The sequence below is a fragment of the Citrobacter sp. Cu233 genome (genome assembly GCF_030332225.1).
Classification (GTDB): Bacteria; Pseudomonadota; Gammaproteobacteria; order Enterobacterales; family Enterobacteriaceae; genus Citrobacter.
In genome coordinates, this window is record NZ_JAOWIF010000037.1 from 45,010 (window position 1) to 66,833 (window position 21,824).

The window sequence follows — 21,824 nt, forward strand, 5'->3', positions numbered from 1 at the left end:
TATTACCCTGCCTTTATTTAAACTGTTTGAGGAAACGCAGATCGTTTTCGAAGAATGAACGCAGATCGGTAACGCCATAACGCAACATGGTCAGACGCTCCATCCCCATGCCGAAGGCAAAACCGGAGTAGATTTCTGGATCGATACCGACGTTACGCAGCACGTTCGGGTGGACCATACCGCAACCCAGTACTTCCAGCCATTTTCCGTTTTTACCCATGACGTCAACTTCCGCAGAAGGTTCAGTGAACGGGAAGTAAGAAGGACGGAAACGAACCTGCAGATCTTCTTCAAAGAAGTTACGCAGGAAATCGTGCAGCGTACCTTTCAGGTTGGTGAAGTTGATATTGGTATCAACGATCAGACCTTCCATCTGATGGAACATCGGGGTGTGCGTCTGATCGTAGTCGTTACGATATACACGACCCGGCGCAATGATGCGGATCGGCGGCTGTTTTTCTTTCATGGTGCGGATCTGTACGCCGGAGGTCTGCGTGCGCAGCAGACGCGTTGCGTCAAACCAGAAGGTATCGTGGTCAGCACGCGCTGGGTGATGGCCAGGAATATTCAGCGCGTCAAAGTTATGATAATCGTCCTCAATCTCTGGACCCGTCGCCACGGTAAAGCCCAGCTCACCGAAGAAACTTTCAATCCTGTCGATAGTACGCGTTACCGGGTGCAGTCCACCATTTTCGATACGGCGTCCCGGCAGGGAGATATCGATAGTTTCTTCAGCCAGGCGCGCGTTCAGTGCCGCATTTTCTAATTCGGCTTTACGCGCGTTCAGCGCCTGCTGTACCTGCTCTTTGGCTTCATTGATTACCGCACCTGCTGCCGGGCGCTCTTCTGGTGGCAGTTCGCGCAGGGTTGTCATCTGAAGGGTCAAGTGCCCTTTCTTGCCCAAATATTCGACGCGGACATTGTCTAACGCGGCAACATCTGAAGCCTGGTTAATGGCGGCCGTTGCACTGGCAACCAGCTCTGCGAGATGTGACATGGTTTTCCTCGTTATGTTGCGATATTCACTAGTCGCTCGTATATACGCAAAATCATTCAAGTTGTATCAACGCGGCAAAAGAGCGAATGCAGCCAATACAGAGACAACCTGAAGGATGGCGCGTATAAAAAAAGCCTCCACCAGGGAGGCTTTTAGGCGCTGTTTTCCGTTTCTTCTTTCACGCGCAAGCCTCCTGAGTTCAGGTGCTAAAGTAAAAGAAGAAGCGGAAAATAGCAGCATTCATGCTTGCGTTACCTTGTGTGGTAAAAACCGGACAACCTTTATTGAAAAGGCTTACGGATAAATTGTCAACCAATTGATTGAACTACAAATAAAAGAGAGGGAGCCAGGCTCCCTCTTTTCACCGGCTTATGCCAGAGCTGCTTTCGCTTTTTCGACCAGAGCGGTGAACGCTACTTTGTCGAATACTGCGATGTCAGCCAGGATCTTACGGTCGATTTCAACAGAGGCTTTTTTCAGGCCGTTGATGAATTTGCTGTAAGAAATACCGTTCTGACGTGCTGCTGCGTTGATACGCGCAATCCACAGTTGACGGAACTGACGCTTTTTCTGACGACGGTCACGATAAGCGTACTGACCAGCTTTGATAACAGCCTGGAAGGCAACGCGGTATACGCGAGAACGCGCACCGTAGTAGCCTTTAGCTTGTTTCAAAATTTTCTTGTGACGTGCACGGGCAACTACACCACGTTTTACGCGAGCCATATGTGCTCTCCTGTATCTATATTCTTAGTAAAAAAATTAATTAAACGTTAACGGCTTATGCGTACGGCAAGCACGCGATAACCAGACCCAGATCGCCTTTAGAAACGAGGCCTTTTGGACGCAGGTGACGTTTACGCTTAGTAGATTTTTTGGTCAGAATATGACGCAGGTTTGCGTGCTTACGCTTAAATCCACCACCACCGGTTTTTTTGAAACGCTTAGCAGCACCGCGTACGGTCTTAATTTTTGGCATTTTAATAACTTCCACTTCGCATTGTTAATAAACGAAACGTAGGCGAACAACGGCTGTGGAACCCGCAGGCTCCACAGACATTGCTACTTGAAGGCCTTACTGTTTCTTCTTAGGAGCGAGCACCATGATCATCTGACGGCCTTCGATCTTCGTTGGGAAGGATTCGACTACTGCCAGTTCACTCAGATCGTCACGGACGCGGTTGAGCACTTCCATACCGATCTGTTGGTGGGCCATCTCACGACCGCGAAAACGCAGCGTGATCTTAGCCTTATCGCCATCTTCCAGAAAGCGTACCAGGCTGCGGAGTTTTACCTGGTAATCGCCATCGTCGGTGCCAGGACGGAATTTAATTTCCTTAACCTGGATAACTTTTTGCTTTTTCTTCTGTTCCTTAGAAGACTTACTCTTTTCATAAAGGAACTTGCCGTAGTCCATAATACGACAAACTGGCGGTTCGGCGTTAGGGCTGATTTCAACTAAATCTACTCCAGCTTCTTCAGCCTTTTCGATTGCTTCTCTCAGACTCACAATACCCAAAGCTTCGCCTTCCAGACCTGTTAAGCGAACTTCCAGGGCGCGAATCTCGCCATTGATACGATTCGGACGTGCCGTTTGAACTCGTTTTCCGCCTTTAATACCTTATTCCTCCAGTTGTTGAAGACTGCGGCTGCGAATCTCTTGTTGCAGCTTCTCAATCACTTCATTTACGTCCAGGCTGCCCAAGTCTTTGCCACGACGGGTGCGCACGGCAACTTTGCCTGCTTCTACCTCTTTGTCGCCACAGACCAACATGTAAGGGACACGACGTAAAGTGTGCTCGCGGATTTTAAAGCCTATCTTCTCATTTCTCAAGTCTGCTTTTACACGAATACCCGCATTTTGTAGTTTCTGCGTTAATTCGTTGACGTATTCAGACTGAGAATCGGTAATGTTCATGACCACAACCTGAACTGGCGCAAGCCAGGTCGGGAAGAAGCCGGCGAACTCTTCAGTCAGGATACCGATGAAACGTTCCATAGACCCAAGAATTGCGCGGTGAATCATAACCGGCACCTGACGTTCGTTGTTTTCGCCAACATAAGAGGCACTTAAACGGGACGGCAGGGAGAAGTCCAGCTGTACAGTACCGCACTGCCATGCACGATCGAGGCAGTCATACAGGGTAAATTCAATTTTCGGACCGTAGAACGCGCCCTCACCCAGTTGGAACTCAAACGGGATGTTATTTTCTTCCAACGCAACGGCCAGGTCAGCTTCAGCACGGTCCCACATTTCATCGCTACCGATACGTTTTTCGGGGCGAGTGGACAGTTTGACGACGATTTTCTCGAAGCCAAAAGTGCTGTACATATCGTAGACCATACGAATGCATGCGTTAACTTCATCACGAATCTGCTCTTCAGTACAGAAGATATGTGCATCATCCTGAGTAAAGCCACGTACACGCATCAGACCGTGCAGCGCACCTGACGGCTCGTTACGGTGACAGCTACCAAATTCAGCCATACGCAACGGCAGATCACGATAGGATTTCAGACCCTGATTAAAGATCTGAACGTGGCCCGGGCAGTTCATTGGTTTAATGCAGTATTCACGGTTCTCAGACGAGGTAGTGAACATTGCATCTTTGTAGTTGTCCCAGTGACCTGTTTTTTCCCACAGCACACGGTCCATCATGAACGGACCTTTAACTTCCTGATACTGATATTCTTTCAGTTTCGAGCGAACAAAAACTTCCAGCTCGCGGAAGATAGTCCAGCCATCGTTATGCCAGAACACCATACCCGGTGCTTCTTCCTGCATATGATACAGGTCAAGCTGCTTACCGATTTTGCGGTGGTCACGCTTGGCTGCTTCTTCCAGGCGTTGCAGGTATGCATTCAGGGCTTTTTTATCGGCCCATGCAGTACCATAAATACGCTGCAGCATCTTGTTGTTGCTGTCGCCGCGCCAGTATGCCCCTGCGGTCTTCATCAGTTTGAAGTGATGGCAGAAACGCATGTTCGGCACATGCGGGCCACGGCACATATCGACGTATTCTTCATGATGATACAAGCCTGGCTTGTCATCATGGGCAATGTTTTCATCAAGAATAGAGACTTTATAGGTCTCACCACGCTTCACGAAGGTTTCGCGCGCTTCGTACCAGCTGACTTTCTTCTTAATGACATCGTAGTTTTTCTCAGCGAGCTCGTGCATCCGCTTCTCGAGCGCGTCGACATCTTCCTGGGTTAACGTACGGTCAAGATCGATATCGTAGTAAAAACCGTTGTCAACAACCGGTCCGATCGCCATTTTGGTGTTCGGCCAAAGTTGTTTGATAGCATGCCCTAACAGGTGCGCACAAGAGTGACGAATGATCTCCAGACCTTCTTCATCTTTCGCGGTGATAATGGAGAGTTTCGCATCATGTTCAATCAGATCGGAAGCATCTACCAGCTCACCGTTAACACGGCCAGCAATAGTCGCTTTTGCCAGACCTGGACCGATGTCCAGCGCAACATCCATGGGGCTTACAGCGTGGTCGTAATGGCGTTGGCTGCCATCAGGAAGAGTAATAACAGGCATGTTATATCCTTATTTGCAGTGGTGCCCCACACGTAAGAGCACATACAAAGATTCAATATTTAAAATTATCAAAAAGATCTGGGCTGATTCCCGCTTCACTCTGCGAAATATGTCACAGGTCACCTGACAGGCAACGCTGGACCTACGCCCGTTTTTTGATAACACCGTTTGACAGTGTACACGGCATTACGAGCCGATCAAAGCTGCAATCACAGCGCTTTCCATGATGTAAATCAATTCACTGCCCCCCTTCCATCTTTGTTACACTAAGCAGAATGGTCTGACCTGGGCAGGAAAAGAACAATGCCAACAAATCGTTTTGCCAAAAAACACTGGAAGATGGTTGTAATACTGCTGGTTATTTGTGTGGCAATGTTGATGCTACGCTGGGCAGCCATGATCTGGGGTTAAACGTCAGAAGCACTACGCCAGCCTGAGCAAATATATTCTACACACTGTTAATTGTGTTTAATTATGATGGTAATGCTGGAATGCCATTTTCAGAACAGCCTATTTATTCATTAAATTGAAAGCATCTAAAAATGCGGGATGTCAGAAAAGCATCAAAAGTAAAGCGCGGTCAGGATAATAAAAAGACTTAACGTTAATTTATAAAAGCCGGGCCATTTAAGTGGCCCGGTTAACTATTACATCCGATAGCCGAGCGAAAGCGTCGTGCGGCGATCGGTATGCTCCGGCGCGGTTGCCGGCGGTTCAGAGTTCCAGGTCACGTTGTACGCAACCTTCAATCCAAAGTGTTCGTTAATAGCAACATTCAAAGCCGTTTCAGAATTCAGCGTTGTATCATCGGCACCAAATACCGACACACCCTGCGTAAACTTGGTGTTATCCGTCATCTGCCACGCATAAGCCCCGGACGCATAACCTAACGGCTGCGTTTCAGTGGTGCCATCAGTGTGCTCGTCATAACGTACACCTGGACCGAATTCAAAGCGGAAACTGTGCACCGGTCCATTAAGAAACTGGCGACCATAACCGGCCGTTAACACGTCACGCTCACGGTATCCGTTATAACGGTCTGTTAACCAACTGCCCTGACCAAAGAGATAGTCATAGTCAGTCATGTTGTAACGACTACGACCACCTACAGCATATTTCTCAGATGAACGCTCATCATTTGAGGAGGTGTTGCTGGCATTTCCCCACAGAGACCACGCCGTAGATTGACCATACCAGGTCATGGTGGTGTCTGCGGTTAAAGAAGAACTTTTTGTGTTGCCTGACTGGGCAAGATATCCCGCGTTCAGGTTACCTTCAAAAGGTTTTTTCGCGCTGGAAGGGTCATCCATGACAGTAAAAACGGAATCATCGGCGGCGGCATGCATTGACGCAAACACGCACCCCGTCAGCAATACTGCTGCGGGCACTGTCTTCAAAAGCTTCATTTATAAAGAGTCCGTACAACAAAAAAAGAGACCATAACGGTCTCGGAAACTTTCATGTGGATCAATGACAAAAGACCCTTGAAAGGTAACAAATTATAAAAAGACTCGAATAACATAGCAATAAATTCTTATTTCATTTTTTGAATAAGAGCGTTCCTAATCCTTTATTTTATTTATATATCTTTGGCACGAGAATTTTAAATAAATCTGCGAGAAATCATGTTGTTAATTACTTCACTTTCGTGTCGTTAAGTGCCAGACTGGAGTCAGCCTAACAGGAGGTAAAGATGGTACGTATCTATACGTTAACACTTGCGCCCTCTCTCGATAGCGCAACAATCACTCCACAAATCTACCCCGAAGGTAAACTTCGCTGTACCTCACCGGTTTTTGAACCTGGCGGCGGAGGCATCAACGTCGCCCGCGCTATTGCACATCTTGGCGGAACTGCAACGGCCATCTTTCCGGTCGGTGGTGCGACCGGCGAGCACTTAGTTTCTTTACTTGCCGACGAAAATGTTCCCGTCTCTACTGTCGAAGCCAAAGACTGGACCCGACAAAATCTCCATGTCCACGTCGAATCCAGCGGCGAGCAGTATCGTTTTGTCATGCCCGGTGCCGCGCTGACTGATGACGAATTCTACCAACTACAGGATCAGGTACTGGAAATTGAATCGGGTGCGATACTGGTCATTAGCGGCAGTTTGCCGCCCGGTGTACAAATAGAAAAACTGACAAGGCTCATCACCACCGCACAAAAACAGGGTATTCGCTGCATTGTCGATAGCTCCGGTGAGGCGCTAACGGCGGCATTAGCCATCGGCGGCATCGAACTGGTAAAACCCAACCTCAAAGAATTGAGTGCGCTGGTGAAGCGCGAACTCACACAACCCGATGACGTCCGCAAAGCGGCACAGGAGATTGTACAAAGCGGCAAAGCACTTCGCGTTGTCGTCTCTCTTGGGCCACAAGGGGCATTGGGCGTCAATAAAGAAACATGCGTCCAGGTCGTCCCTCCGCCGGTGAAAAGCCAAAGTACCGTTGGCGCAGGCGACAGTATGGTCGGCGCGATGACGTTGAAACTGGCAGAAAATGCCCCTTTTGAAGAGATTGTGCGTTTTGGCGTCGCTGCGGGTAGCGCAGCAACGCTGAATCAGGGCACACGTCTGTGCGCTTTGGACGATACGCAAAAAATATATTCGTATCTTGCCCGGTGATTACACCCTCCCCCTTATCAAGCATTAAGGGGGATTAACCCACAAAACTGTCGGCATGCGTATTATGCGTCTATGATAAAAAATCACGTGATTACAAAGAAGTGAATCATGTTAAAGCGGAGGTCGTAATTTCTCAGGGAGGTGTGGAAGAACGACATACAATAAGTGCCTTTCCAGCGATGACGCGTCTACGGTGTGCGTCAGTTCGTGTTTTTTTACCGCATTCTTGCGCTAACCTTATGATCTGGCAGACAACATGGGGAGAGACATCATGTGGCAGGCTATCAGTCGTCTTTTAAGCGAGCAATTAGGTGAAGGCGAAATCGAACTGCGTAATGAACTGCCCGGCGGAGAGATCCACGCCGCATGGCATTTACGCTATGCGGGGCGCGATTTTTTCGTCAAATGTGATGAAAGAGAGCTGTTGTCTGGCTTTACGGCGGAGGCCGACCAGTTGGAACTGCTTTCCCGGAGTCAAACCGTTTCTGTTCCCAAAGTCTGGGCAGTGGGTGCAGACAGAGATTACAGTTTTCTGGTAATGGATTTCCTCCCTCCCCGCCCGCTTGATGCCCACAACGCGTTTATTCTCGGACAACAACTTGCACATTTGCACGAATGGAGCGACCAGCCACAGTTCGGTCTCGACTTCGATAATGCCCTCTCCACTACACCGCAACCCAATGCCTGGCAGCGTCGCTGGTCAACCTTCTTCGCCGAGCAACGCATCGGCTGGCAACTGGAACTTGCGGCGGAAAAAGGAATCGCGTTTGGCAATATTGACGCCATTGTCGATCATGTTCAGCAACGACTCGCCGCCCATCAGCCACAGCCTTCTCTCCTGCACGGTGATTTGTGGTCGGCAAACTGTGCACTTGGACCGAATGGCCCCTACATCTTTGACCCTGCCTGTTACTGGGGCGACAGAGAGTGCGACCTGGCAATGTTGCCGTTACATACCGATCAGCCACCGCAGATTTATGACGGTTATCAGTCTGTCTCGCCGCTACCGTTAGATTTTCTCGACAGGCAGCCTATCTATCAGCTGTATACGCTGCTTAATCGGGCCATTCTGTTTGGCGGGCAGCACCTGGTGGTGGCGCAAAAAGCGATGGAAAGATTACTGGCGGCTTAACGTATAGACAGACCGAAGGTAGCTTTGCTTATCAGGCCTGACGCTTCACGTAGCCCAGGCCTGATAATATCGGACTTACAAAAAGCCCAGTAATGAAAAGAAGAAATAGCCGATCACAATAACGATCACCGGCAAAATATAGAGCGGGAAGATTTGTAAAAAGATCGTATGGTGCGGCACGACAATACGCGACTCAATTTGCTCACGCGATAACCCTTCACTGCCTTTTGCCTGTTCCAGAATCAACTGGTCTTCAACTCCCTCGCGTAAAAAACGCGCCTGACGACTCATTCTGGCGCCAGAGTCCTGCAATGCCAGACCGATGAATATCAGAATGAAAATCAACCAAAAAACAAGATTCAGTCCGGTCTGAAAATCCGGTGTCGGTGAGTTATACCAAAACAGGTTAAGAAATGGCGTATTTACTCGCATCATGTCGATCATCACATGGGCAAAATCGAGCATTACCGCATTAATCCCTTCCTGCTTTTCGCTGTGCGCATACATAAACTTCAGTACTGAAACCAGTGTTGAAATCAGCGCCGGGATGAAAATTACCCATCCCAGCAACCTTTTCAAGACAGCAATGCGTCCAGCTTGTTGATACGTCATGAGTTCCCCTTGATAAAGACGTGTCATTTTGGCCTAAGTTTACCCGTTGATAACCGTTTTCGCCTGCTCTTTAAAGGCGGTATACTACCAAATTAGCCATAATGAACGCTTAGAGCTCGTTCTGGTGGGCTCTTAATCCCTGTTATCACCCTAAAGGAGAGGTTGCGATGTCAACCCCGCGTCAAATTCTTGCTGCAATTTTCGATATGGATGGATTACTGGTCGATTCAGAACCACTCTGGGATCAGGCTGAACTGGATGTGATTGCAAGTTTAGGCGTAGATATCACCCGCCGCCATGAACTTCCCGATACGCTTGGTTTACGTATCGATATGGTTGTTGATCTTTGGTTCGCACAACAACCGTGGAAAGGTCCCTCCCGTCAGGAGGTGACGGAACGCATCATTACACGGGCTATTGCACTGGTAGAAGAAACAAGACCCCTGTTGCCGGGCGTACGTGAAGCGGTGGCACTGTGCAAATCCCAGGGGATGCAGGTAGGACTGGCCTCCGCGTCACCGCTGCATATGCTGGAAAAAGTGCTGACCATGTTTGATCTGCGCGATAGCTTTGACGCGCTGGCCTCGGCAGAAAAACTACCTTACAGCAAACCGCACCCGCAGGTTTACCTCGATTGTGCCCAGAAACTGGGCGTATCCCCATTATCTTGTGTCGCGCTGGAAGATTCCGTGAACGGGATGATTGCGTCGAAAGCAGCCCGAATGCGCTCAATTGTTGTCCCCGCCCATGAAAATGAGGATGATCCCCGTTTTGTGCTTGCCGATGTCAAACTGGCCTCGTTGACTGAGCTCACTGCCGCGCATCTTCACGGTTAATCTCCCGCCGGGCAATAACTCTATTGCCCTTTTCTTTGCTTGCTTAATATTTTTGAAACGCAGTTTCAAAAATATTGTATTCTTGTGCAACCTCTTCTATTCTTCTCCTGTAGCAATGCATTAACAGTAAAAATAGCTGAGGTGAACATGGTTCTGGACGCTTTTCGTCTTAAGGATAAAGTTGCAATCGTCACCGGTTGTGATACCGGACTTGGACAAGGTATGGCCCTGGCGCTGGCTGAAGCCGGATGTGACGTGGTTGGCGTAAACCGCAAAATCCCGCATGACACTGAGGAAAAAGTCACCGCAGTGGGTCGGCGCTTTATGGCCATTCAGGCCGACCTCAGCCAACAGAAAGCGCTGTCCAGCGTGGTTACGCAAACTGTGGCGGCATTTGGTCGGGTCGATATTCTGGTCAACAATGCTGGTACGATTCGTCGCCAGGACGCGCTGGATTTTAGTGAAAAAGACTGGGATGACGTAATGAACCTGAATCTCAAATCCGTTTTCTTTCTGTCGCAAGCGGTGGCGCGTCAGTTCCTGGCGCAGGGTAACGGCGGTAAAATTATCAATATTGCCTCAATGCTCTCTTTTCAGGGGGGGATCCGCGTTCCGTCCTACACCGCATCAAAAAGTGGCGTGCTTGGGATCACCCGCTTACTGGCTAATGAGTGGGCAGCTCAGGGAATTAATGTCAATGCCATCGCACCTGGTTATATGGCGACAAACAATACGCAACAGTTGCGTGAAGACAGTGCGCGTAATCAGCAAATTGTCGATCGCATTCCCGCAGGGCGCTGGGGAACACCGGATGACTTGCAAGGCCCGGTCGTTTTTCTCGCCAGCCAGGCTTCTGACTATATTAATGGTTACACGCTTGCCGTGGACGGCGGTTGGTTGGCGCGTTAATCGTGCATTTGTGATAAAGGGTTACAACGTCACCTCTTCCGCCTACTGTATAAAACCCCTATACTGTATGAATTGACAGTTCATTGGGTTTTATCATGACGGCGGAAGGCCACCTTCTTTTTTCTATTGCCTGTGCGGTATTTGCCAAAAATGCCGAGCTGACGCCCGTTCTCGCTCAGGGTGACTGGTGGCATATTGTTCCTTCGGCCATTCTAACGTGTCTGCTGCCCGATATCGATCACCCGAAATCCCTGCTTGGGCAGCGGCTGAAGTGGATATCAAAGCCTGTTGCCCGGGCATTTGGCCATCGCGGGTTTACACACAGTCTGCTGGCCGTTTTTGCCCTGCTGGCCACATTTTACCTAAAAGTGCCGGATAGCTGGATAATCCCGGCCGATGCGCTACAAGGTATGGTGTTGGGCTATCTCAGTCACATACTGGCCGATATGCTGACCCCGGCAGGTGTACCGCTGCTTTGGCCCTGTCGCTGGCGCTTCCGTCTGCCAATCCTCGTCCCGCAGAAGGGAAATCAGCTGGAGCGCTTTTTGTGCATGGCGCTGTTTGCATGGGCCATCTGGATGCCTCAGACGATGCCGGAGAACAGCGCGGTGCGCTGGTCATCGCAGATGATTAACACGCTACAGATGCAGTTTAATCGTTTTATAAAACATCAGGCTGATTAAGAAATCGGCCAAAATGTCGTTTTGGGTATAAACAATTCCATTTGAATATAAGAGGCAAGTCACAGTTCTGCTAATCTTGCGCCAACAGAATCACTGTAGTTCGGTGATAGATAAAAAAAGATCAGGAGAACGGGGATGAACTTTCCATTAATCGCGAACATTATCGTGTTCGTAGTACTGCTGTTCGTGCTGGCGCAAGCCCGCCACAAACAGTGGAGTCTGGCCAAAAAAGTACTGGTCGGTCTGGTCATGGGCGTGGTGTTTGGTCTCGCCCTGCACACCATTTACGGGTCCGACAGCCAGGTACTGAAAGATTCCGTACAGTGGTTTAACATTGTTGGCAACGGTTACGTGCAACTGCTGCAAATGATTGTCATGCCGTTGGTTTTTGCCTCTATTCTCAGTGCCGTTGCGCGTCTACACAACGCCTCTCAGTTAGGCAAAATCAGTTTCCTCACTATCGGAACACTACTGTTTACCACGCTGATCGCCGCGCTGGTGGGGGTTCTGGTGACAAACCTGTTTGGTCTGACTGCTGAAGGGCTGGTGCAAGGAGGCGCTGAAACCGCACGTCTGACCGCCATTGAAACCAATTATGTGGGTAAAGTTGCCGACCTCAGCGTGCCGCAGTTGGTGCTGTCGTTTATCCCGAAAAACCCATTTGCCGATCTTACTGGTGCAAACCCGACGTCGATTATCAGCGTCGTTATTTTCGCGGCCTTCCTGGGCGTTGCGGCACTTAAACTGTTGAAAGATGATGCGCCGAAAGGCGAGCGCGTATTAACGGCTATCGATACCCTGCAGAGCTGGGTGATGAAGCTGGTTCGTCTGGTGATGCAACTGACGCCGTATGGTGTTCTGGCGCTGATGACCAAAGTGGTTGCCGGTTCCAATCTGCAGGACATCATCAAGCTGGGTAGCTTCGTCGTTGCCTCGTATCTCGGCCTGGGCATTATGTTCGTCGTACACGGCATCCTGCTGGGTATTAACGGCATTAGCCCACTGAAATACTTCCGCAAAGTCTGGCCAGTACTGACTTTCGCCTTCACCAGCCGCTCCAGCGCCGCGTCTATTCCACTGAACGTCGAAGCGCAAACCCGCCGTCTGGGCGTCCCTGAGTCCATCGCCAGCTTTGCAGCCTCTTTTGGTGCAACGATTGGTCAAAACGGTTGTGCGGGTCTGTACCCGGCGATGCTGGCCGTGATGGTGGCACCGACTGTCGGTATTAACCCGCTTGACCCAATGTGGATTGCCACGCTGGTGGGTATCGTGACCGTCAGTTCCGCAGGGGTTGCGGGTGTGGGCGGTGGTGCGACCTTCGCGGCACTGATCGTACTGCCTGCCATGGGGCTGCCGGTCACACTGGTTGCTCTGCTGATCTCTGTTGAACCACTGATCGATATGGGCCGTACTGCCTTGAACGTTAGCGGTTCCATGACCGCTGGTACGCTTACCAGCCAATGGCTGAAACAGACAGATAAAACGATTCTGGACAGCGACGATCACGCCGAACTGGCGCATCGCTAAAAGCCTGTCTGCGTAAAACAAAAAACCGCCGGTGAGTTATGCTCCGGCGGTTTTTTTATATCCGATTAATCGCTCAGTTCGTTTTCCTGGCGAATTTGGTTAGCCCAGCGCTGTGCCGACTCCGGAACCGTAAATGCAGGCGAACGCTGAAACGCCTCCCCCATTAAGACAAAAGCGACATATTTTCCGCGCAGTATCCATACGTCACGAAACGCATCCATTTTTACCGCATGCTCTGGTGGAGCGGGCTCCACGCGAGGAACATAGCTGATAACCGGACGATTTTGTTGGCGAAGAGGTTTCATAATCAGTTGCTTCACTAAAGACAAATTCTAAAAATCTGAAAAACGCTATCTTAGCTGATTTTACCCTCGGACGGTGCAAAAACAGTGAATTCGTGAAGTGGGTGGCGGTAACGGGGGGACAGACAGGTTGCAGCAAATATCAATGACGCAGACAAAAAAATGCGGCGCACCGACGCGCCGCCAACTCAGGAATTAAACGTTCAGAAAACTGCCAAGACGATAACCGCGCTCCGCAATAGCGTATTTCAATGACGAAGACGTCAGTACGTCAAGCTCAGTTAAGCGGGGGTAACAGTAGGCACTTTGTCGAATGATGTCATCGATAAACGCCGGATGACACATCACTTCCAGCGAGGACTCTCCCCGGTCTGCGGACGCGTCCAGTGCCTGCAAAAACAGGGCCTCAGAAATCGCGTCGCCATAAAACTCACTGCTAAATCCCTGGGAGGTACGCAACGTTTCCGGTAAATCAGATGCCAGGAACACTGTCTGTCGATCGATCCGCAACGCAACGCCCCTCTCCGCGGCAAAACTGGCGACAATCGGGAAAATCTGCGGGAACATATGCACGTGGTGATGACTATCCAGATGCGTCGGCTCCCGCCCGAACAGGTCAATAAAACGCTGATACTGTGCAGCCAGCTCCTGAGAAATCTCTTCCAGCGGCAATGTATCTTCCTCTGCCATCTGCCAGATCCATTTCCCTAACACACCGTCACGCGTCAGACCCGGCATAGCCGTTAACGGTTTGCCAAGCGTCAGGACAAAGTGCATCCCAACGGCAAGTTCCGGTATATCTCGACTAAGCTGTACCGCATGCTCTATCGCCTCGCCATTCACCAGAGCAGTGGTTGAGGTGACAACGCCATTGCGACAGGCTTCAACAATGCCGTAGTTTTGTCCTTTGCTCAGGCCAAAATCATCCGCATTCACAATCAGTACGCGTTCCATAGCCAACCTCAGTTAGTGTTGTTCGCTTTTAAGCTTCTCGATGCATTCGGCGAAGTTTGGCAGCCATTTTTCATGCGCCAGGATCAGCTCGCGGGCAAGAATTTCAGCATCAGTATCTGAATGCACCAATGGGCTCAGGTTTAACGCCAACAGTACATCATTCAACTCGCCGCTCAGTGCCGCGTTGCTCGCCGCCACTTCAAAACCTTTAATGGTATAGATAAGGCCCAGGACCTTTTCATCGAAATGGGTGATACGTGGGTGCGGAGTTGCACCATTGCGTCCCAGCGTGCAGGTCATCTCAACGGCCCAGTCCGCAGGAATATTATCAACATGGCCATGATGAGGAATGTTGACGTAATGCTCGGTCTGTTTGTCGTTGTAGATAGCATTGATGACTTCACACGCAGCATCAGAGTAATAAGCCCCGCCACGCTGTTCCAGCTCTTTCGGCTTAACATTCAACTCAGGATTTTTATACAGTTCAAACAGTTGCTTCTCAACTTTCTGTACTACCTGTGCACGTGCGCCACCTTTGTAATATTCGCCCATTTCAATCGCCAGCATCTCTTTTGGCTTGAAGTAGTACAGCAAATACGAGCACGGCAGCAGTCTCAGTGAACGAATCAGCCCTTCACTGAACGGCAGATCGAAGATGTTCTTCACGCCAGAGGCTTTCAACTGACCCGATGCTACGCCGTCCAGCAGTTCATCAAAACGTGACACACCGTTGACCAGAACATCCCTAATGAAGACCATATGGTTCAGACCAAACAGATCGATGGATAAATCATCGCTCTCTTTCAGCGCCAGTACATCGCTGATAAACATCTTCATACCGATCGGAATATTGCACACGCCGATAAACTTCTTGAAGTTAGTATGGCGATAGACCGCTTCAGTTACCATGCCAGCCGGGTTGGTAAAGTTAATCACCCACGCATTCGGACACAGTTCTTCCACATCTTTCACAATGTCAAAGATCACCGGAATGGTACGTAGTCCTTTAAACAGGCCTCCAGCACCGTTAGTTTCCTGCCCCAGATAGCCATGGCTCAGAGGGATACGTTCATCCTGTTCACGAGCCTTAAGTTGTCCTACGCGCAACTGCGTGGTGACAAAATCAGCATCTTTCAGCGCTTCCCGGCGATCCAGCGTTTTATACACTTTCATCGGGACGCCAGCTTTATCAATCATGCGCTGGCAGAGGTCAAAAATAATGTCCAGCTTCTCTTTACCACCGTCGACATCCACCAGCCACAATTCAGAGACCGGTAATTCATGATAACGTTTAATAAAGCCTTCAAGTAATTCAGGGGTGTAGCTGCTCCCGCCACCGATAGTGACGACTTTTAATTTCTGGCTCATAATTTCTCCCTTCAGTGTAAAAACACTGACACGTATTATGCTCAACCCATTCGTCAGGTATAGCGTGGCAGTCCCAGCGCTATTTTGGGCAAGCTATAAAAATTGGTTATTGGTAAATAAAATTTACTGATTAAATTCCGTTAATTTCTTACGGTAGCTATTTGGTGTAAACGACGTCAGCTTCTTAAACGTTTTAATAAACAGGCTCGGACTGCTGTAACCAGCCTCATAGGCAATATCAGTTACAGAATAGTTAGTCATTTCCAGCTGTTTTTTAGCAAAATTAATGCGAATTTCATTAATAATCTGCATTGGCGTTTTACTGTAATAACGCTGGGTTGCACGGGTCAGATACTCCTGGGATTTTGCGGACAGGTGTATCATATTTTCCAGCGCACTTTCGCTGAACAGCCTTTTGTCATGCATGCTTTCCACGGTAGTTTTAAGCCATTGTGGAATATCATCCAGCACCTGCTCTTCTCGATGATGGCGTAACCGATTAATAATATAGAAGGTGACCACTTCTACAAATTCATCCAGTCCGCTTTCACGAAAATTCAGTGATGCTATAACCGTTTCGATGTAGGTAAGGAACGAGCTGTTCGCCCGATACACCTGCGATGCAACGAAACAAAATGGCAGCAACGGGTGGTAGTGCTGTTCAAAAAAACGTTTACTGATACCAACGTTAAGAATTCGCGTCGCGCCGAAATCATAGAAACTTTGATGATGCGACCCCAACGGGATAAAGACAAAGTCTCCGCGCTCAAGCAGTACACGCTTACCGTTGATCTCCTGATAGTAACGTCCAGTTAAGACAAGGGTAAATTCGTAGTAATCATGCTGATGCAGCCCACTGATGCTCTCAGTTTTGTTGTAGATGAACACATGAAAATTTTTGCCATTAAAAAGCTGCTGCTCATAGACGGTTTTGATTTCCGGTGCGTTAATCTGTAGCTGCATAATGCACTCCTCGCTATTTCAGCTTCTCGTGAAGCTCAATCAGTTCTGTCACCAGTTCACGTGCCAGCATCGACGTCATCAGGTGGTCCTGTGCATGGACCAGCACCAGGCTGACTTTCATTTTACCTTCACCCTGATCGCCTTCAATCAGTTTGGTCTGGACAAGGTGTGCTTCGTTCAGCGCCATGCGGGACTGTTCCATCATGGTCTTCGCTGACTCAAAATCACCCTGTTTGGCCAATTTGAGCGCGCCGTACGCCAGACTACGTGCCTGACCCGAGTTGATGATGAGCCCCATCACCACTTCTTCAAGCTCTTCAGCCTCTGACTGCGTATCGACGATATTTTCGATATCTAACATACTCTTTTCCTCTGGTTCAGTCCGGCATGGCCGCATAGCCATGCCGGATTAAATTTAGAATTTCAATGCGTTAGCGATATCTTCTTCGCTTTCTTCTTTATCAATGACGTTCTGAGCTTTGTTGGCGACGACCACGAATGGCAGGTACACCAGCGTTGCGATACCAAGGTTAAACAACGCGACCAGCAGAGCGGCGACGCTACCGTTGGTGTTAAAGAATGCGCCCAACCCGGTTGGCATAGTCCACGGTGCAATGTTGGTAATCGGTGGAATAATGCCTGTGTAATAAGCGGCCAGTGTAATCGCTGCCAGAATCGGCTGAACCAGGATGAACGGAATAAACATAACCGGGTTCATGATAATCGGCAGACCGAACAGAATGGGTTCGTTAATCTGGAACAGACCTGATGGCAGTGCCAGTTTTGCTACCTGACGATAATCAGCACGACGAGAAGCCAGGAAGATAGCAATAATCAGACCCAGCGTTGCCCCACTCCCGCCCAGGAAAATATAGGAGTCCAGCATCGGCTTCGCCCAGACGTGGAACGTCTTACCCGCTTCCAGTGCCGCGTCTACGGAACCAAACTGTTGGTAGATAGCGATGTTTTCCAGCGCCCAGGGGGTCATGATACCGCTGTCCAGTGCAGTCAGTGCCAAAGAACCGTGTATACCAAAGAACCACAACAGCGGAACAAAAATCACGTACGCCCAACCCACCACGCTACCCAGTGACGCCAGCGGGGTCGAAATAGAATCCATGATGATCTGGTGGAAGTTCGTTCCCCAGGTGTTCAACGCCCAGGCGATAATCCCCATAATAGAGAGGATAATGAAGCCAGGAATCAATGCAGAAAACGAGCGAGAAACAGAAGCCGGAACGCTATCAGGTAATTTAATTACCCAATTACGATGCACGACGAAGGTGAACATTTCCGCGACCACCAGGCCGATAATAATACCGGAAATAATGTTCGCACCGCCCAGCCAGTTAGCCCCCACGGCATAGGCTTCGCCCACGCTGTATGGCGTAACTGTCATAAAGGCGGCGACAGATAATAAACCAGCAGCCAGTGCATCGACTTTGCGTTCTTCCGCCAGCGCCATACCGATAAAGAATGGCGCCATCAATGACATAATACCCAGCGTACCGTTATAGACGTTCCCACCGATGCCTTTTAAACTATTTAATGTTTCAATAGTTGAAGCATCAAGTCGAATGCCCATGGAATAAAAAAACGACCCCTCCCCAAAGCTCAGGAAAACGTTATTGATTAATACAAACATTGCCCCTGCGAGGGTTAACGGCATTAAACGAATAAAACCATTTTTGATTGCATTAACGTGTGGCTGCTTTCCAATTTTTACAGCAAAAGGAAGGAGTACCTTTTCAAGTGAAGCAATAGCGTTACTCATAGAAAAATACCCTTAAATACCGCAACTAACAATTGCGGTGAATGTTAATGAAATAACTCTTTGACGGGAAAATTTAAAATAAAATAATTAATTTGCTGCGGCCTTTTTAATTGCTGCAACTGCAGCCTTAAGCACGCCTAAACCATCGACTTTGCCATACAACAGCGAGTCAATCACTTCTACAGGTTTGTTAGGTAACAAACGCTGAATTTCGGGCAACATATAAGCAATCTGTGGACCTAATAACACCACATCGGCTACTGGGCCTTTTTCTCCGGCCAGCGTTTCGGGAAACGCTTCAATGATAACCGGCACTTCGTATTTTTCAGCCTGAGCACGCATCTTCGAGACCAACAAAGAAGTCGACATGCCCGCAGAACAAAACAGATAAATGTGTTTCTTTTCCATTAAAACGATCCTCATGTGCGATTATCTGTGTACCAGACACTCCGCAAGCCATAACCTGCATCCATGCTCTGGGTAACTTGCGTCAGCTAAATTACTTTTTTAGGTGGCTGAAATGAGTATACGGGATTGCATCAGCGGATGGTATTTCATTGACCTACTAAATTGTCTCTCCTTGACCTGTGGTTATGACGCCCCTCACACTTCAGGCAAATAATTCGCGACAATAAATAAGATCGCGTGACACAAAAAAACCGGCACAGCGGCCGGTTTTTCAGAGTGCTCAGGCAATAAACAGAGGCAACTACTTAGCAGACTGCGGGTCGGTGTCGTACTCCGCACAGGTCTGGTAGCCGGAATTAATCACATGCCCAGTATCATCTAATGCAACAAAATAGGTCTCTGCTTTACCATCTCGTTGACCCAGGATGTAGGTCTGACATGTACCACGCGCATGGATCATGCTGACTTCAGATGACGGTTTGCCGGCAATCTGCGCCACTTGCGCCCGGCTCATCCCTTTCTTCACATCTTTCACCACGGGCTGCACAAATTGGTCTTTGGTACGATCGTAAGCCGTACACCCTGCCAGCATAGTCAATACCGCCGCTGCGCTCAGAATTCCTGTTAGATTCTTGTTCATATTCCGTCCTCTTGTTTTTCAGCGTGTTATATAAGCCTGGAGCACAACAACGCATTTTTCAAGCGGTCAGTTGATACTCGGGCCATTTCAGAAAATTCCATCAAAACAAAATGATGTTATATCCGGCTGCATCCCTTGTCGTTTGGGCGTCAACGCGTTAGCTTTAACACATCATTATTTTTGATCATTTCATTTTTCACAGGGGGTCAAATGACTCTGCAGCAAGAGATAATTCGGGCACTTGGTGCCAAACCACACATTAATGCAGAAGAGGAAATTCGCCGCAGCGTGGATTTTCTGAAATCGTACCTCAAAACCTACCCTTTCCTTAAATCACTGGTGTTAGGGATTAGCGGCGGGCAGGACTCAACCCTGGCCGGAAAGTTATGCCAAATGGCGATTTCCGAGTTACGCAAAGAAACCGGTAACGATGCTTTGCAGTTTATTGCGGTGCGACTGCCTTATGGTATGCAGGCCGATGAACAGGACTGTCAGGACGCGATAGCGTTCATACAACCTGACCGGGTGCTCACCGTCAACATCAAAGGCGCGGTATTGGCCAGTGAGCAGGCATTGCGTGAAGCAGGTATCGAACTGAGCGATTTTGTGCGCGGCAATGAAAAAGCCCGCGAGCGTATGAAAGCGCAATACAGTATCGCCGGAATGACCAGCGGTGTTGTCGTGGGTACCGATCACGCCGCAGAAGCCATTACCGGTTTCTTTACCAAGTATGGCGATGGCGGCACTGACATTAACCCACTATTCCGCCTCAACAAGCGCCAGGGTAAGCAGCTTCTTGCTGCATTGGGTTGCCCTGAGCACTTATATAAGAAAGCGCCAACCGCCGATCTCGAAGACGATCGTCCCTCTCTGCCAGATGAGGCTGCATTAGGCGTTACCTACGACAACATTGACGATTACCTGGAAGGAAAAACGTTGGATGCCGATGTTGCGAAGAAAATTGAAGGCTGGTACGTGAAGACAGAACACAAACGTCGCCCACCGATTACGGTGTTTGACGACTTCTGGAAAAAATCGTAATTCGCTGATTTACCCGAGCCGGATAACCACAAAATGGGTATCCGGCCCAAACGACGTCATTGCACCGAATCAGGCGAAAAACCTGGCTTCCAGTTAATCTCACTAAACAACAACTTCCCCTCGCGCTCCAACAGTCGCAACGTATGCTTACCGTCATGCCAGCACGCTCCCTGGTCAGCCGTCAGCAACTTATCCCCCAGTTGCCAGGCTCCGCTAATAACAAATACCACGCCGCCACGCGAACCAAAGGTCGTAAACGTCCGGTCAGCCACACGAACTTTAGCCTGGCAAACATCCCGACGGGTCATGATATTAAAATCCATCGACATCTGCCCTTCCGTCAGCTTCGCTTTTACCACACGGTCACCGGCGAAAGTAAAAGGCTGATGCTGTTTTAGCGTATGCGGTTGCGTGTTAGCGCCTTCCAGCGTGACTTCGCCCCCTTCCAGCAGCGTAATAACACGCTCAACGCCTGGGAAAAGTGAAAATTCGCCGTTCGCAGCAATGGAGGCAATACTCGCCCGCCAGTGAAAGTCGCGTGTTGCTGGCGGAAAACAACATATTTCACGCGTTTCTCCCGCACCATTACGCCAGAGATTAACCGGCATTTTGCGGATATCAAAGTACTCCATCATCCCTCCAGAAAGGCACTGTGCGCCGACATGCCGTCATCAGGCAGCCAAATAATCATTGTTATCATTCACCCTGCTCGTTGTTATCGGCAGCAGAGTTGATTTGCCTTAGCGATGACCATAGCGTTTTGCAAAAAAGTTTAACGCTCTGATCCAGGTAGCATTTTCGCGGACCTCAGGAGCATAACGTGTCCGAAGCGCTGTGCAATAGGTGGGAAAGAAAAAACCGCCGATCCTGCCCACATCGTTAAACATGTTGTGGACAAGGCCGGCGGTCTTGAGTTTTTTTCACGCTGTCCGGAGCAACGGCTCCGACACAGCGTGAATGATTGAGTATAGACGCCTACCGATTATTCGGCAGCCTGTGGCATTTTACCTTTCTGCGCTGCACGTTCTGTCAGACGCTTCTCAAAATTGGCATTAAACTGTTTTTTCTGTTCCGGGGTCAGAATGTTGTAAATTTTGTTCTGCGTTTCCATATGCGCCAGCATGTTAGCTTTGCGCTGCTCTTCCATCTTCGCAATCTGCGCTTCAGCTTTCGCTTTATCGAAGCTATCGCTGGCGATGATATCGTGCATTGCACGGCGTTCTTCCAGCGGAGGACGTTTCATCTGATCGCGCTGACCTTTCATGATGTCGCGGATCTGCTGTTTCTGTGCATCGGTCAGGTTCAGGTCTTTAAACATCATGTCATGATGCGGGGCAAACTTACCGTTGTGGTGCATCATCGGTTTGGCATCTGCCGGAGCTGCTGTGGTCGTGTCAGCGGCATGCGCCAGATTTGCAGCGCCCAGCGCCAGGGTAGAGGCAACAATCAGAGCAGTCAGTTTACGCATAATTTCTATCCTTCCTTTCAGTTATTCTTACGACATT

General features: G+C 49.3%; 26 protein-coding genes and 1 other annotated feature. Of the genes, 8 read left to right on the top strand and 18 right to left on the bottom strand.

Features of this window, described 5'->3' with window-relative positions:
* Positions 1-13: 13 nt before the first annotated feature.
* From pheS to thrS, 6 genes are all read right to left on the bottom strand, one after another.
* A complete protein-coding gene (gene pheS, locus OGX95_RS15870; RefSeq protein ID WP_137383362.1) occupies positions 14-997 on the bottom strand; it encodes a phenylalanine--tRNA ligase subunit alpha in 984 nt (327 codons plus the stop codon).
* Positions 998-1,121: 124 nt separating this feature from the next.
* Positions 1,122-1,246, bottom strand: a sequence feature (Phe leader region).
* Positions 1,197-1,241, bottom strand: coding sequence for a pheST operon leader peptide PheM (gene pheM / locus OGX95_RS15875; RefSeq protein WP_001386830.1), 45 nt, complete (start codon positions 1,239-1,241; stop codon positions 1,197-1,199). Its footprint overlaps the feature before it by 45 nt.
* A gap of 120 nt (positions 1,247-1,366) precedes the next feature.
* The gene (rplT, locus tag OGX95_RS15880; RefSeq protein WP_003030578.1) at positions 1,367-1,723 is read right to left on the bottom strand and encodes a 50S ribosomal protein L20; all 357 of its coding nucleotides are present in this window, start codon (positions 1,721-1,723) and stop codon (positions 1,367-1,369) included.
* A 55-nt stretch (positions 1,724-1,778) separates the two neighbouring features.
* On the bottom strand, positions 1,779-1,976 hold the full coding sequence (gene rpmI, locus OGX95_RS15885) for a 50S ribosomal protein L35 (RefSeq protein WP_003030583.1): 198 nt from the start codon (positions 1,974-1,976) through the stop codon (positions 1,779-1,781).
* Positions 1,977-2,072: 96 nt separating this feature from the next.
* On the bottom strand, positions 2,073-2,615 hold the full coding sequence (gene infC / locus OGX95_RS15890; protein ID WP_048997935.1) for a translation initiation factor IF-3: 543 nt from the start codon (positions 2,613-2,615) through the stop codon (positions 2,073-2,075).
* 3 nt (positions 2,616-2,618) lie between these two features.
* On the bottom strand, positions 2,619-4,547 hold the full coding sequence (gene thrS / locus OGX95_RS15895; RefSeq protein ID WP_040233697.1) for a threonine--tRNA ligase: 1,929 nt from the start codon (positions 4,545-4,547) through the stop codon (positions 2,619-2,621).
* 303 nt (positions 4,548-4,850) lie between these two features.
* On the opposite strand from thrS, the gene yniD reads away from it, so the two are divergent.
* Positions 4,851-4,958: a small membrane protein YniD gene (gene yniD / locus OGX95_RS15900; RefSeq protein ID WP_286630122.1), complete on the top strand. Its 108-nt coding sequence runs from the start codon at positions 4,851-4,853 to the stop codon at positions 4,956-4,958.
* Positions 4,959-5,194: 236 nt separating this feature from the next.
* Here the strand turns inward: yniD and OGX95_RS15905 are convergent, their stop codons facing one another.
* Entirely contained in the window at positions 5,195-5,953 is a 759-nt protein-coding gene (locus OGX95_RS15905; protein ID WP_286630123.1) for a DUF481 domain-containing protein, read from the bottom strand.
* A gap of 287 nt (positions 5,954-6,240) precedes the next feature.
* On the opposite strand from OGX95_RS15905, the gene pfkB reads away from it, so the two are divergent.
* Both pfkB and OGX95_RS15915 read left to right on the top strand, forming a co-directional pair.
* Positions 6,241-7,170: a 6-phosphofructokinase II gene (pfkB, locus tag OGX95_RS15910; RefSeq protein WP_286630124.1), complete on the top strand. Its 930-nt coding sequence runs from the start codon at positions 6,241-6,243 to the stop codon at positions 7,168-7,170.
* 271 nt (positions 7,171-7,441) lie between these two features.
* Positions 7,442-8,302, top strand: a complete 861-nt coding sequence (locus OGX95_RS15915) for a fructosamine kinase family protein (protein WP_286630125.1) — start codon at positions 7,442-7,444, stop codon at positions 8,300-8,302.
* A gap of 75 nt (positions 8,303-8,377) precedes the next feature.
* Here the strand turns inward: OGX95_RS15915 and OGX95_RS15920 are convergent, their stop codons facing one another.
* Positions 8,378-8,914 (bottom strand): YniB family protein, encoded by a 537-nt coding sequence (locus OGX95_RS15920; RefSeq protein ID WP_048211877.1) that lies wholly within the window; start codon positions 8,912-8,914, stop codon positions 8,378-8,380.
* A 167-nt stretch (positions 8,915-9,081) separates the two neighbouring features.
* On the opposite strand from OGX95_RS15920, the gene hxpB reads away from it, so the two are divergent.
* The 4 genes from hxpB (at position 9,082) to tcyP (ending at position 12,869) form a co-directional block, all read left to right on the top strand.
* The gene (gene hxpB, locus OGX95_RS15925) at positions 9,082-9,750 is read left to right on the top strand and encodes a hexitol phosphatase HxpB (protein WP_286630126.1); all 669 of its coding nucleotides are present in this window, start codon (positions 9,082-9,084) and stop codon (positions 9,748-9,750) included.
* Between the two features lie 147 nt (positions 9,751-9,897).
* Positions 9,898-10,659 carry a 2-dehydro-3-deoxy-D-gluconate 5-dehydrogenase KduD gene (gene kduD, locus OGX95_RS15930; RefSeq protein ID WP_286630127.1) on the top strand — a complete coding sequence of 254 codons (762 nt, stop codon included), beginning with the start codon at positions 9,898-9,900 and terminating at the stop codon, positions 10,657-10,659.
* A 95-nt stretch (positions 10,660-10,754) separates the two neighbouring features.
* Positions 10,755-11,342, top strand: coding sequence for a metal-dependent hydrolase (locus OGX95_RS15935; protein WP_286630128.1), 588 nt, complete (start codon positions 10,755-10,757; stop codon positions 11,340-11,342).
* 135 nt (positions 11,343-11,477) lie between these two features.
* Positions 11,478-12,869 carry a cystine/sulfocysteine:cation symporter gene (gene tcyP, locus OGX95_RS15940; RefSeq protein WP_286630129.1) on the top strand — a complete coding sequence of 464 codons (1,392 nt, stop codon included), beginning with the start codon at positions 11,478-11,480 and terminating at the stop codon, positions 12,867-12,869.
* Between the two features lie 65 nt (positions 12,870-12,934).
* Here the strand turns inward: tcyP and cedA are convergent, their stop codons facing one another.
* From cedA to osmE, 8 genes are all read right to left on the bottom strand, one after another.
* Positions 12,935-13,198, bottom strand: coding sequence for a cell division activator CedA (gene cedA, locus OGX95_RS15945; protein ID WP_071887334.1), 264 nt, complete (start codon positions 13,196-13,198; stop codon positions 12,935-12,937).
* Positions 13,199-13,366: 168 nt separating this feature from the next.
* Positions 13,367-14,125, bottom strand: coding sequence for a chitin disaccharide deacetylase (chbG, locus tag OGX95_RS15950; RefSeq protein ID WP_286630130.1), 759 nt, complete (start codon positions 14,123-14,125; stop codon positions 13,367-13,369).
* 12 nt (positions 14,126-14,137) lie between these two features.
* The gene (locus OGX95_RS15955; RefSeq protein ID WP_286630131.1) at positions 14,138-15,493 is read right to left on the bottom strand and encodes a 6-phospho-beta-glucosidase; all 1,356 of its coding nucleotides are present in this window, start codon (positions 15,491-15,493) and stop codon (positions 14,138-14,140) included.
* Between the two features lie 123 nt (positions 15,494-15,616).
* Positions 15,617-16,459 carry a transcriptional regulator ChbR gene (chbR, locus tag OGX95_RS15960; protein ID WP_286630185.1) on the bottom strand — a complete coding sequence of 281 codons (843 nt, stop codon included), beginning with the start codon at positions 16,457-16,459 and terminating at the stop codon, positions 15,617-15,619.
* 10 nt (positions 16,460-16,469) lie between these two features.
* Positions 16,470-16,817 carry a PTS N,N'-diacetylchitobiose transporter subunit IIA gene (gene chbA, locus OGX95_RS15965; RefSeq protein ID WP_137383373.1) on the bottom strand — a complete coding sequence of 116 codons (348 nt, stop codon included), beginning with the start codon at positions 16,815-16,817 and terminating at the stop codon, positions 16,470-16,472.
* Between the two features lie 54 nt (positions 16,818-16,871).
* Positions 16,872-18,230 carry a PTS N,N'-diacetylchitobiose transporter subunit IIC gene (chbC, locus tag OGX95_RS15970; protein WP_202038821.1) on the bottom strand — a complete coding sequence of 453 codons (1,359 nt, stop codon included), beginning with the start codon at positions 18,228-18,230 and terminating at the stop codon, positions 16,872-16,874.
* An 87-nt stretch (positions 18,231-18,317) separates the two neighbouring features.
* A complete protein-coding gene (gene chbB / locus OGX95_RS15975; RefSeq protein WP_003832547.1) occupies positions 18,318-18,638 on the bottom strand; it encodes a PTS N,N'-diacetylchitobiose transporter subunit IIB in 321 nt (106 codons plus the stop codon).
* 301 nt (positions 18,639-18,939) lie between these two features.
* The gene (gene osmE / locus OGX95_RS15980; protein ID WP_202038822.1) at positions 18,940-19,278 is read right to left on the bottom strand and encodes an osmotically-inducible lipoprotein OsmE; all 339 of its coding nucleotides are present in this window, start codon (positions 19,276-19,278) and stop codon (positions 18,940-18,942) included.
* A gap of 210 nt (positions 19,279-19,488) precedes the next feature.
* On the opposite strand from osmE, the gene nadE reads away from it, so the two are divergent.
* Complete coding sequence (nadE, locus tag OGX95_RS15985; RefSeq protein ID WP_286630132.1) at positions 19,489-20,319, top strand: NAD(+) synthase; 831 nt, start codon at positions 19,489-19,491, stop codon at positions 20,317-20,319.
* A gap of 56 nt (positions 20,320-20,375) precedes the next feature.
* Here the strand turns inward: nadE and ves are convergent, their stop codons facing one another.
* Positions 20,376-20,951 (bottom strand): environmental stress-induced protein Ves, encoded by a 576-nt coding sequence (gene ves / locus OGX95_RS15990; RefSeq protein ID WP_286630186.1) that lies wholly within the window; start codon positions 20,949-20,951, stop codon positions 20,376-20,378.
* Between the two features lie 350 nt (positions 20,952-21,301).
* The gene (gene spy, locus OGX95_RS15995; protein ID WP_286630133.1) at positions 21,302-21,787 is read right to left on the bottom strand and encodes an ATP-independent periplasmic protein-refolding chaperone Spy; all 486 of its coding nucleotides are present in this window, start codon (positions 21,785-21,787) and stop codon (positions 21,302-21,304) included.
* Positions 21,788-21,824: the final 37 nt, after the last annotated feature.

Bases quoted from the DNA above. Each gene is read 5' to 3' on its own strand.
- pheS (WP_137383362.1), bottom strand. From the start codon at position 997: ATGTCACATCTCGCAGAGCTGGTTGCCAGTGCAACGGCCGCCATTAAC.
- rplT (WP_003030578.1), bottom strand. From the start codon at position 1,723: ATGGCTCGCGTAAAACGTGGTGTAGTTGCCCGTGCACGTCACAAGAAA.
- rpmI (WP_003030583.1), bottom strand. From the start codon at position 1,976: ATGCCAAAAATTAAGACCGTACGCGGTGCTGCTAAGCGTTTCAAAAAA.
- thrS (WP_040233697.1), bottom strand. From the start codon at position 4,547: ATGCCTGTTATTACTCTTCCTGATGGCAGCCAACGCCATTACGACCAC.
- yniD (WP_286630122.1), top strand. From the start codon at position 4,851: ATGCCAACAAATCGTTTTGCCAAAAAACACTGGAAGATGGTTGTAATA.
- OGX95_RS15905 (WP_286630123.1), bottom strand. From the start codon at position 5,953: ATGAAGCTTTTGAAGACAGTGCCCGCAGCAGTATTGCTGACGGGGTGC.
- pfkB (WP_286630124.1), top strand. From the start codon at position 6,241: ATGGTACGTATCTATACGTTAACACTTGCGCCCTCTCTCGATAGCGCA.
- OGX95_RS15915 (WP_286630125.1), top strand. From the start codon at position 7,442: ATGTGGCAGGCTATCAGTCGTCTTTTAAGCGAGCAATTAGGTGAAGGC.
- OGX95_RS15920 (WP_048211877.1), bottom strand. From the start codon at position 8,914: ATGACGTATCAACAAGCTGGACGCATTGCTGTCTTGAAAAGGTTGCTG.
- hxpB (WP_286630126.1), top strand. From the start codon at position 9,082: ATGTCAACCCCGCGTCAAATTCTTGCTGCAATTTTCGATATGGATGGA.
- kduD (WP_286630127.1), top strand. From the start codon at position 9,898: ATGGTTCTGGACGCTTTTCGTCTTAAGGATAAAGTTGCAATCGTCACC.
- OGX95_RS15935 (WP_286630128.1), top strand. From the start codon at position 10,755: ATGACGGCGGAAGGCCACCTTCTTTTTTCTATTGCCTGTGCGGTATTT.
- tcyP (WP_286630129.1), top strand. From the start codon at position 11,478: ATGAACTTTCCATTAATCGCGAACATTATCGTGTTCGTAGTACTGCTG.
- chbG (WP_286630130.1), bottom strand. From the start codon at position 14,125: ATGGAACGCGTACTGATTGTGAATGCGGATGATTTTGGCCTGAGCAAA.
- OGX95_RS15955 (WP_286630131.1), bottom strand. From the start codon at position 15,493: ATGAGCCAGAAATTAAAAGTCGTCACTATCGGTGGCGGGAGCAGCTAC.
- chbA (WP_137383373.1), bottom strand. From the start codon at position 16,817: ATGTTAGATATCGAAAATATCGTCGATACGCAGTCAGAGGCTGAAGAG.
- chbC (WP_202038821.1), bottom strand. From the start codon at position 18,230: ATGAGTAACGCTATTGCTTCACTTGAAAAGGTACTCCTTCCTTTTGCT.
- chbB (WP_003832547.1), bottom strand. From the start codon at position 18,638: ATGGAAAAGAAACACATTTATCTGTTTTGTTCTGCGGGCATGTCGACT.
- osmE (WP_202038822.1), bottom strand. From the start codon at position 19,278: ATGAACAAGAATCTAACAGGAATTCTGAGCGCAGCGGCGGTATTGACT.
- nadE (WP_286630132.1), top strand. From the start codon at position 19,489: ATGACTCTGCAGCAAGAGATAATTCGGGCACTTGGTGCCAAACCACAC.
- ves (WP_286630186.1), bottom strand. From the start codon at position 20,951: ATGGAGTACTTTGATATCCGCAAAATGCCGGTTAATCTCTGGCGTAAT.
- spy (WP_286630133.1), bottom strand. From the start codon at position 21,787: ATGCGTAAACTGACTGCTCTGATTGTTGCCTCTACCCTGGCGCTGGGC.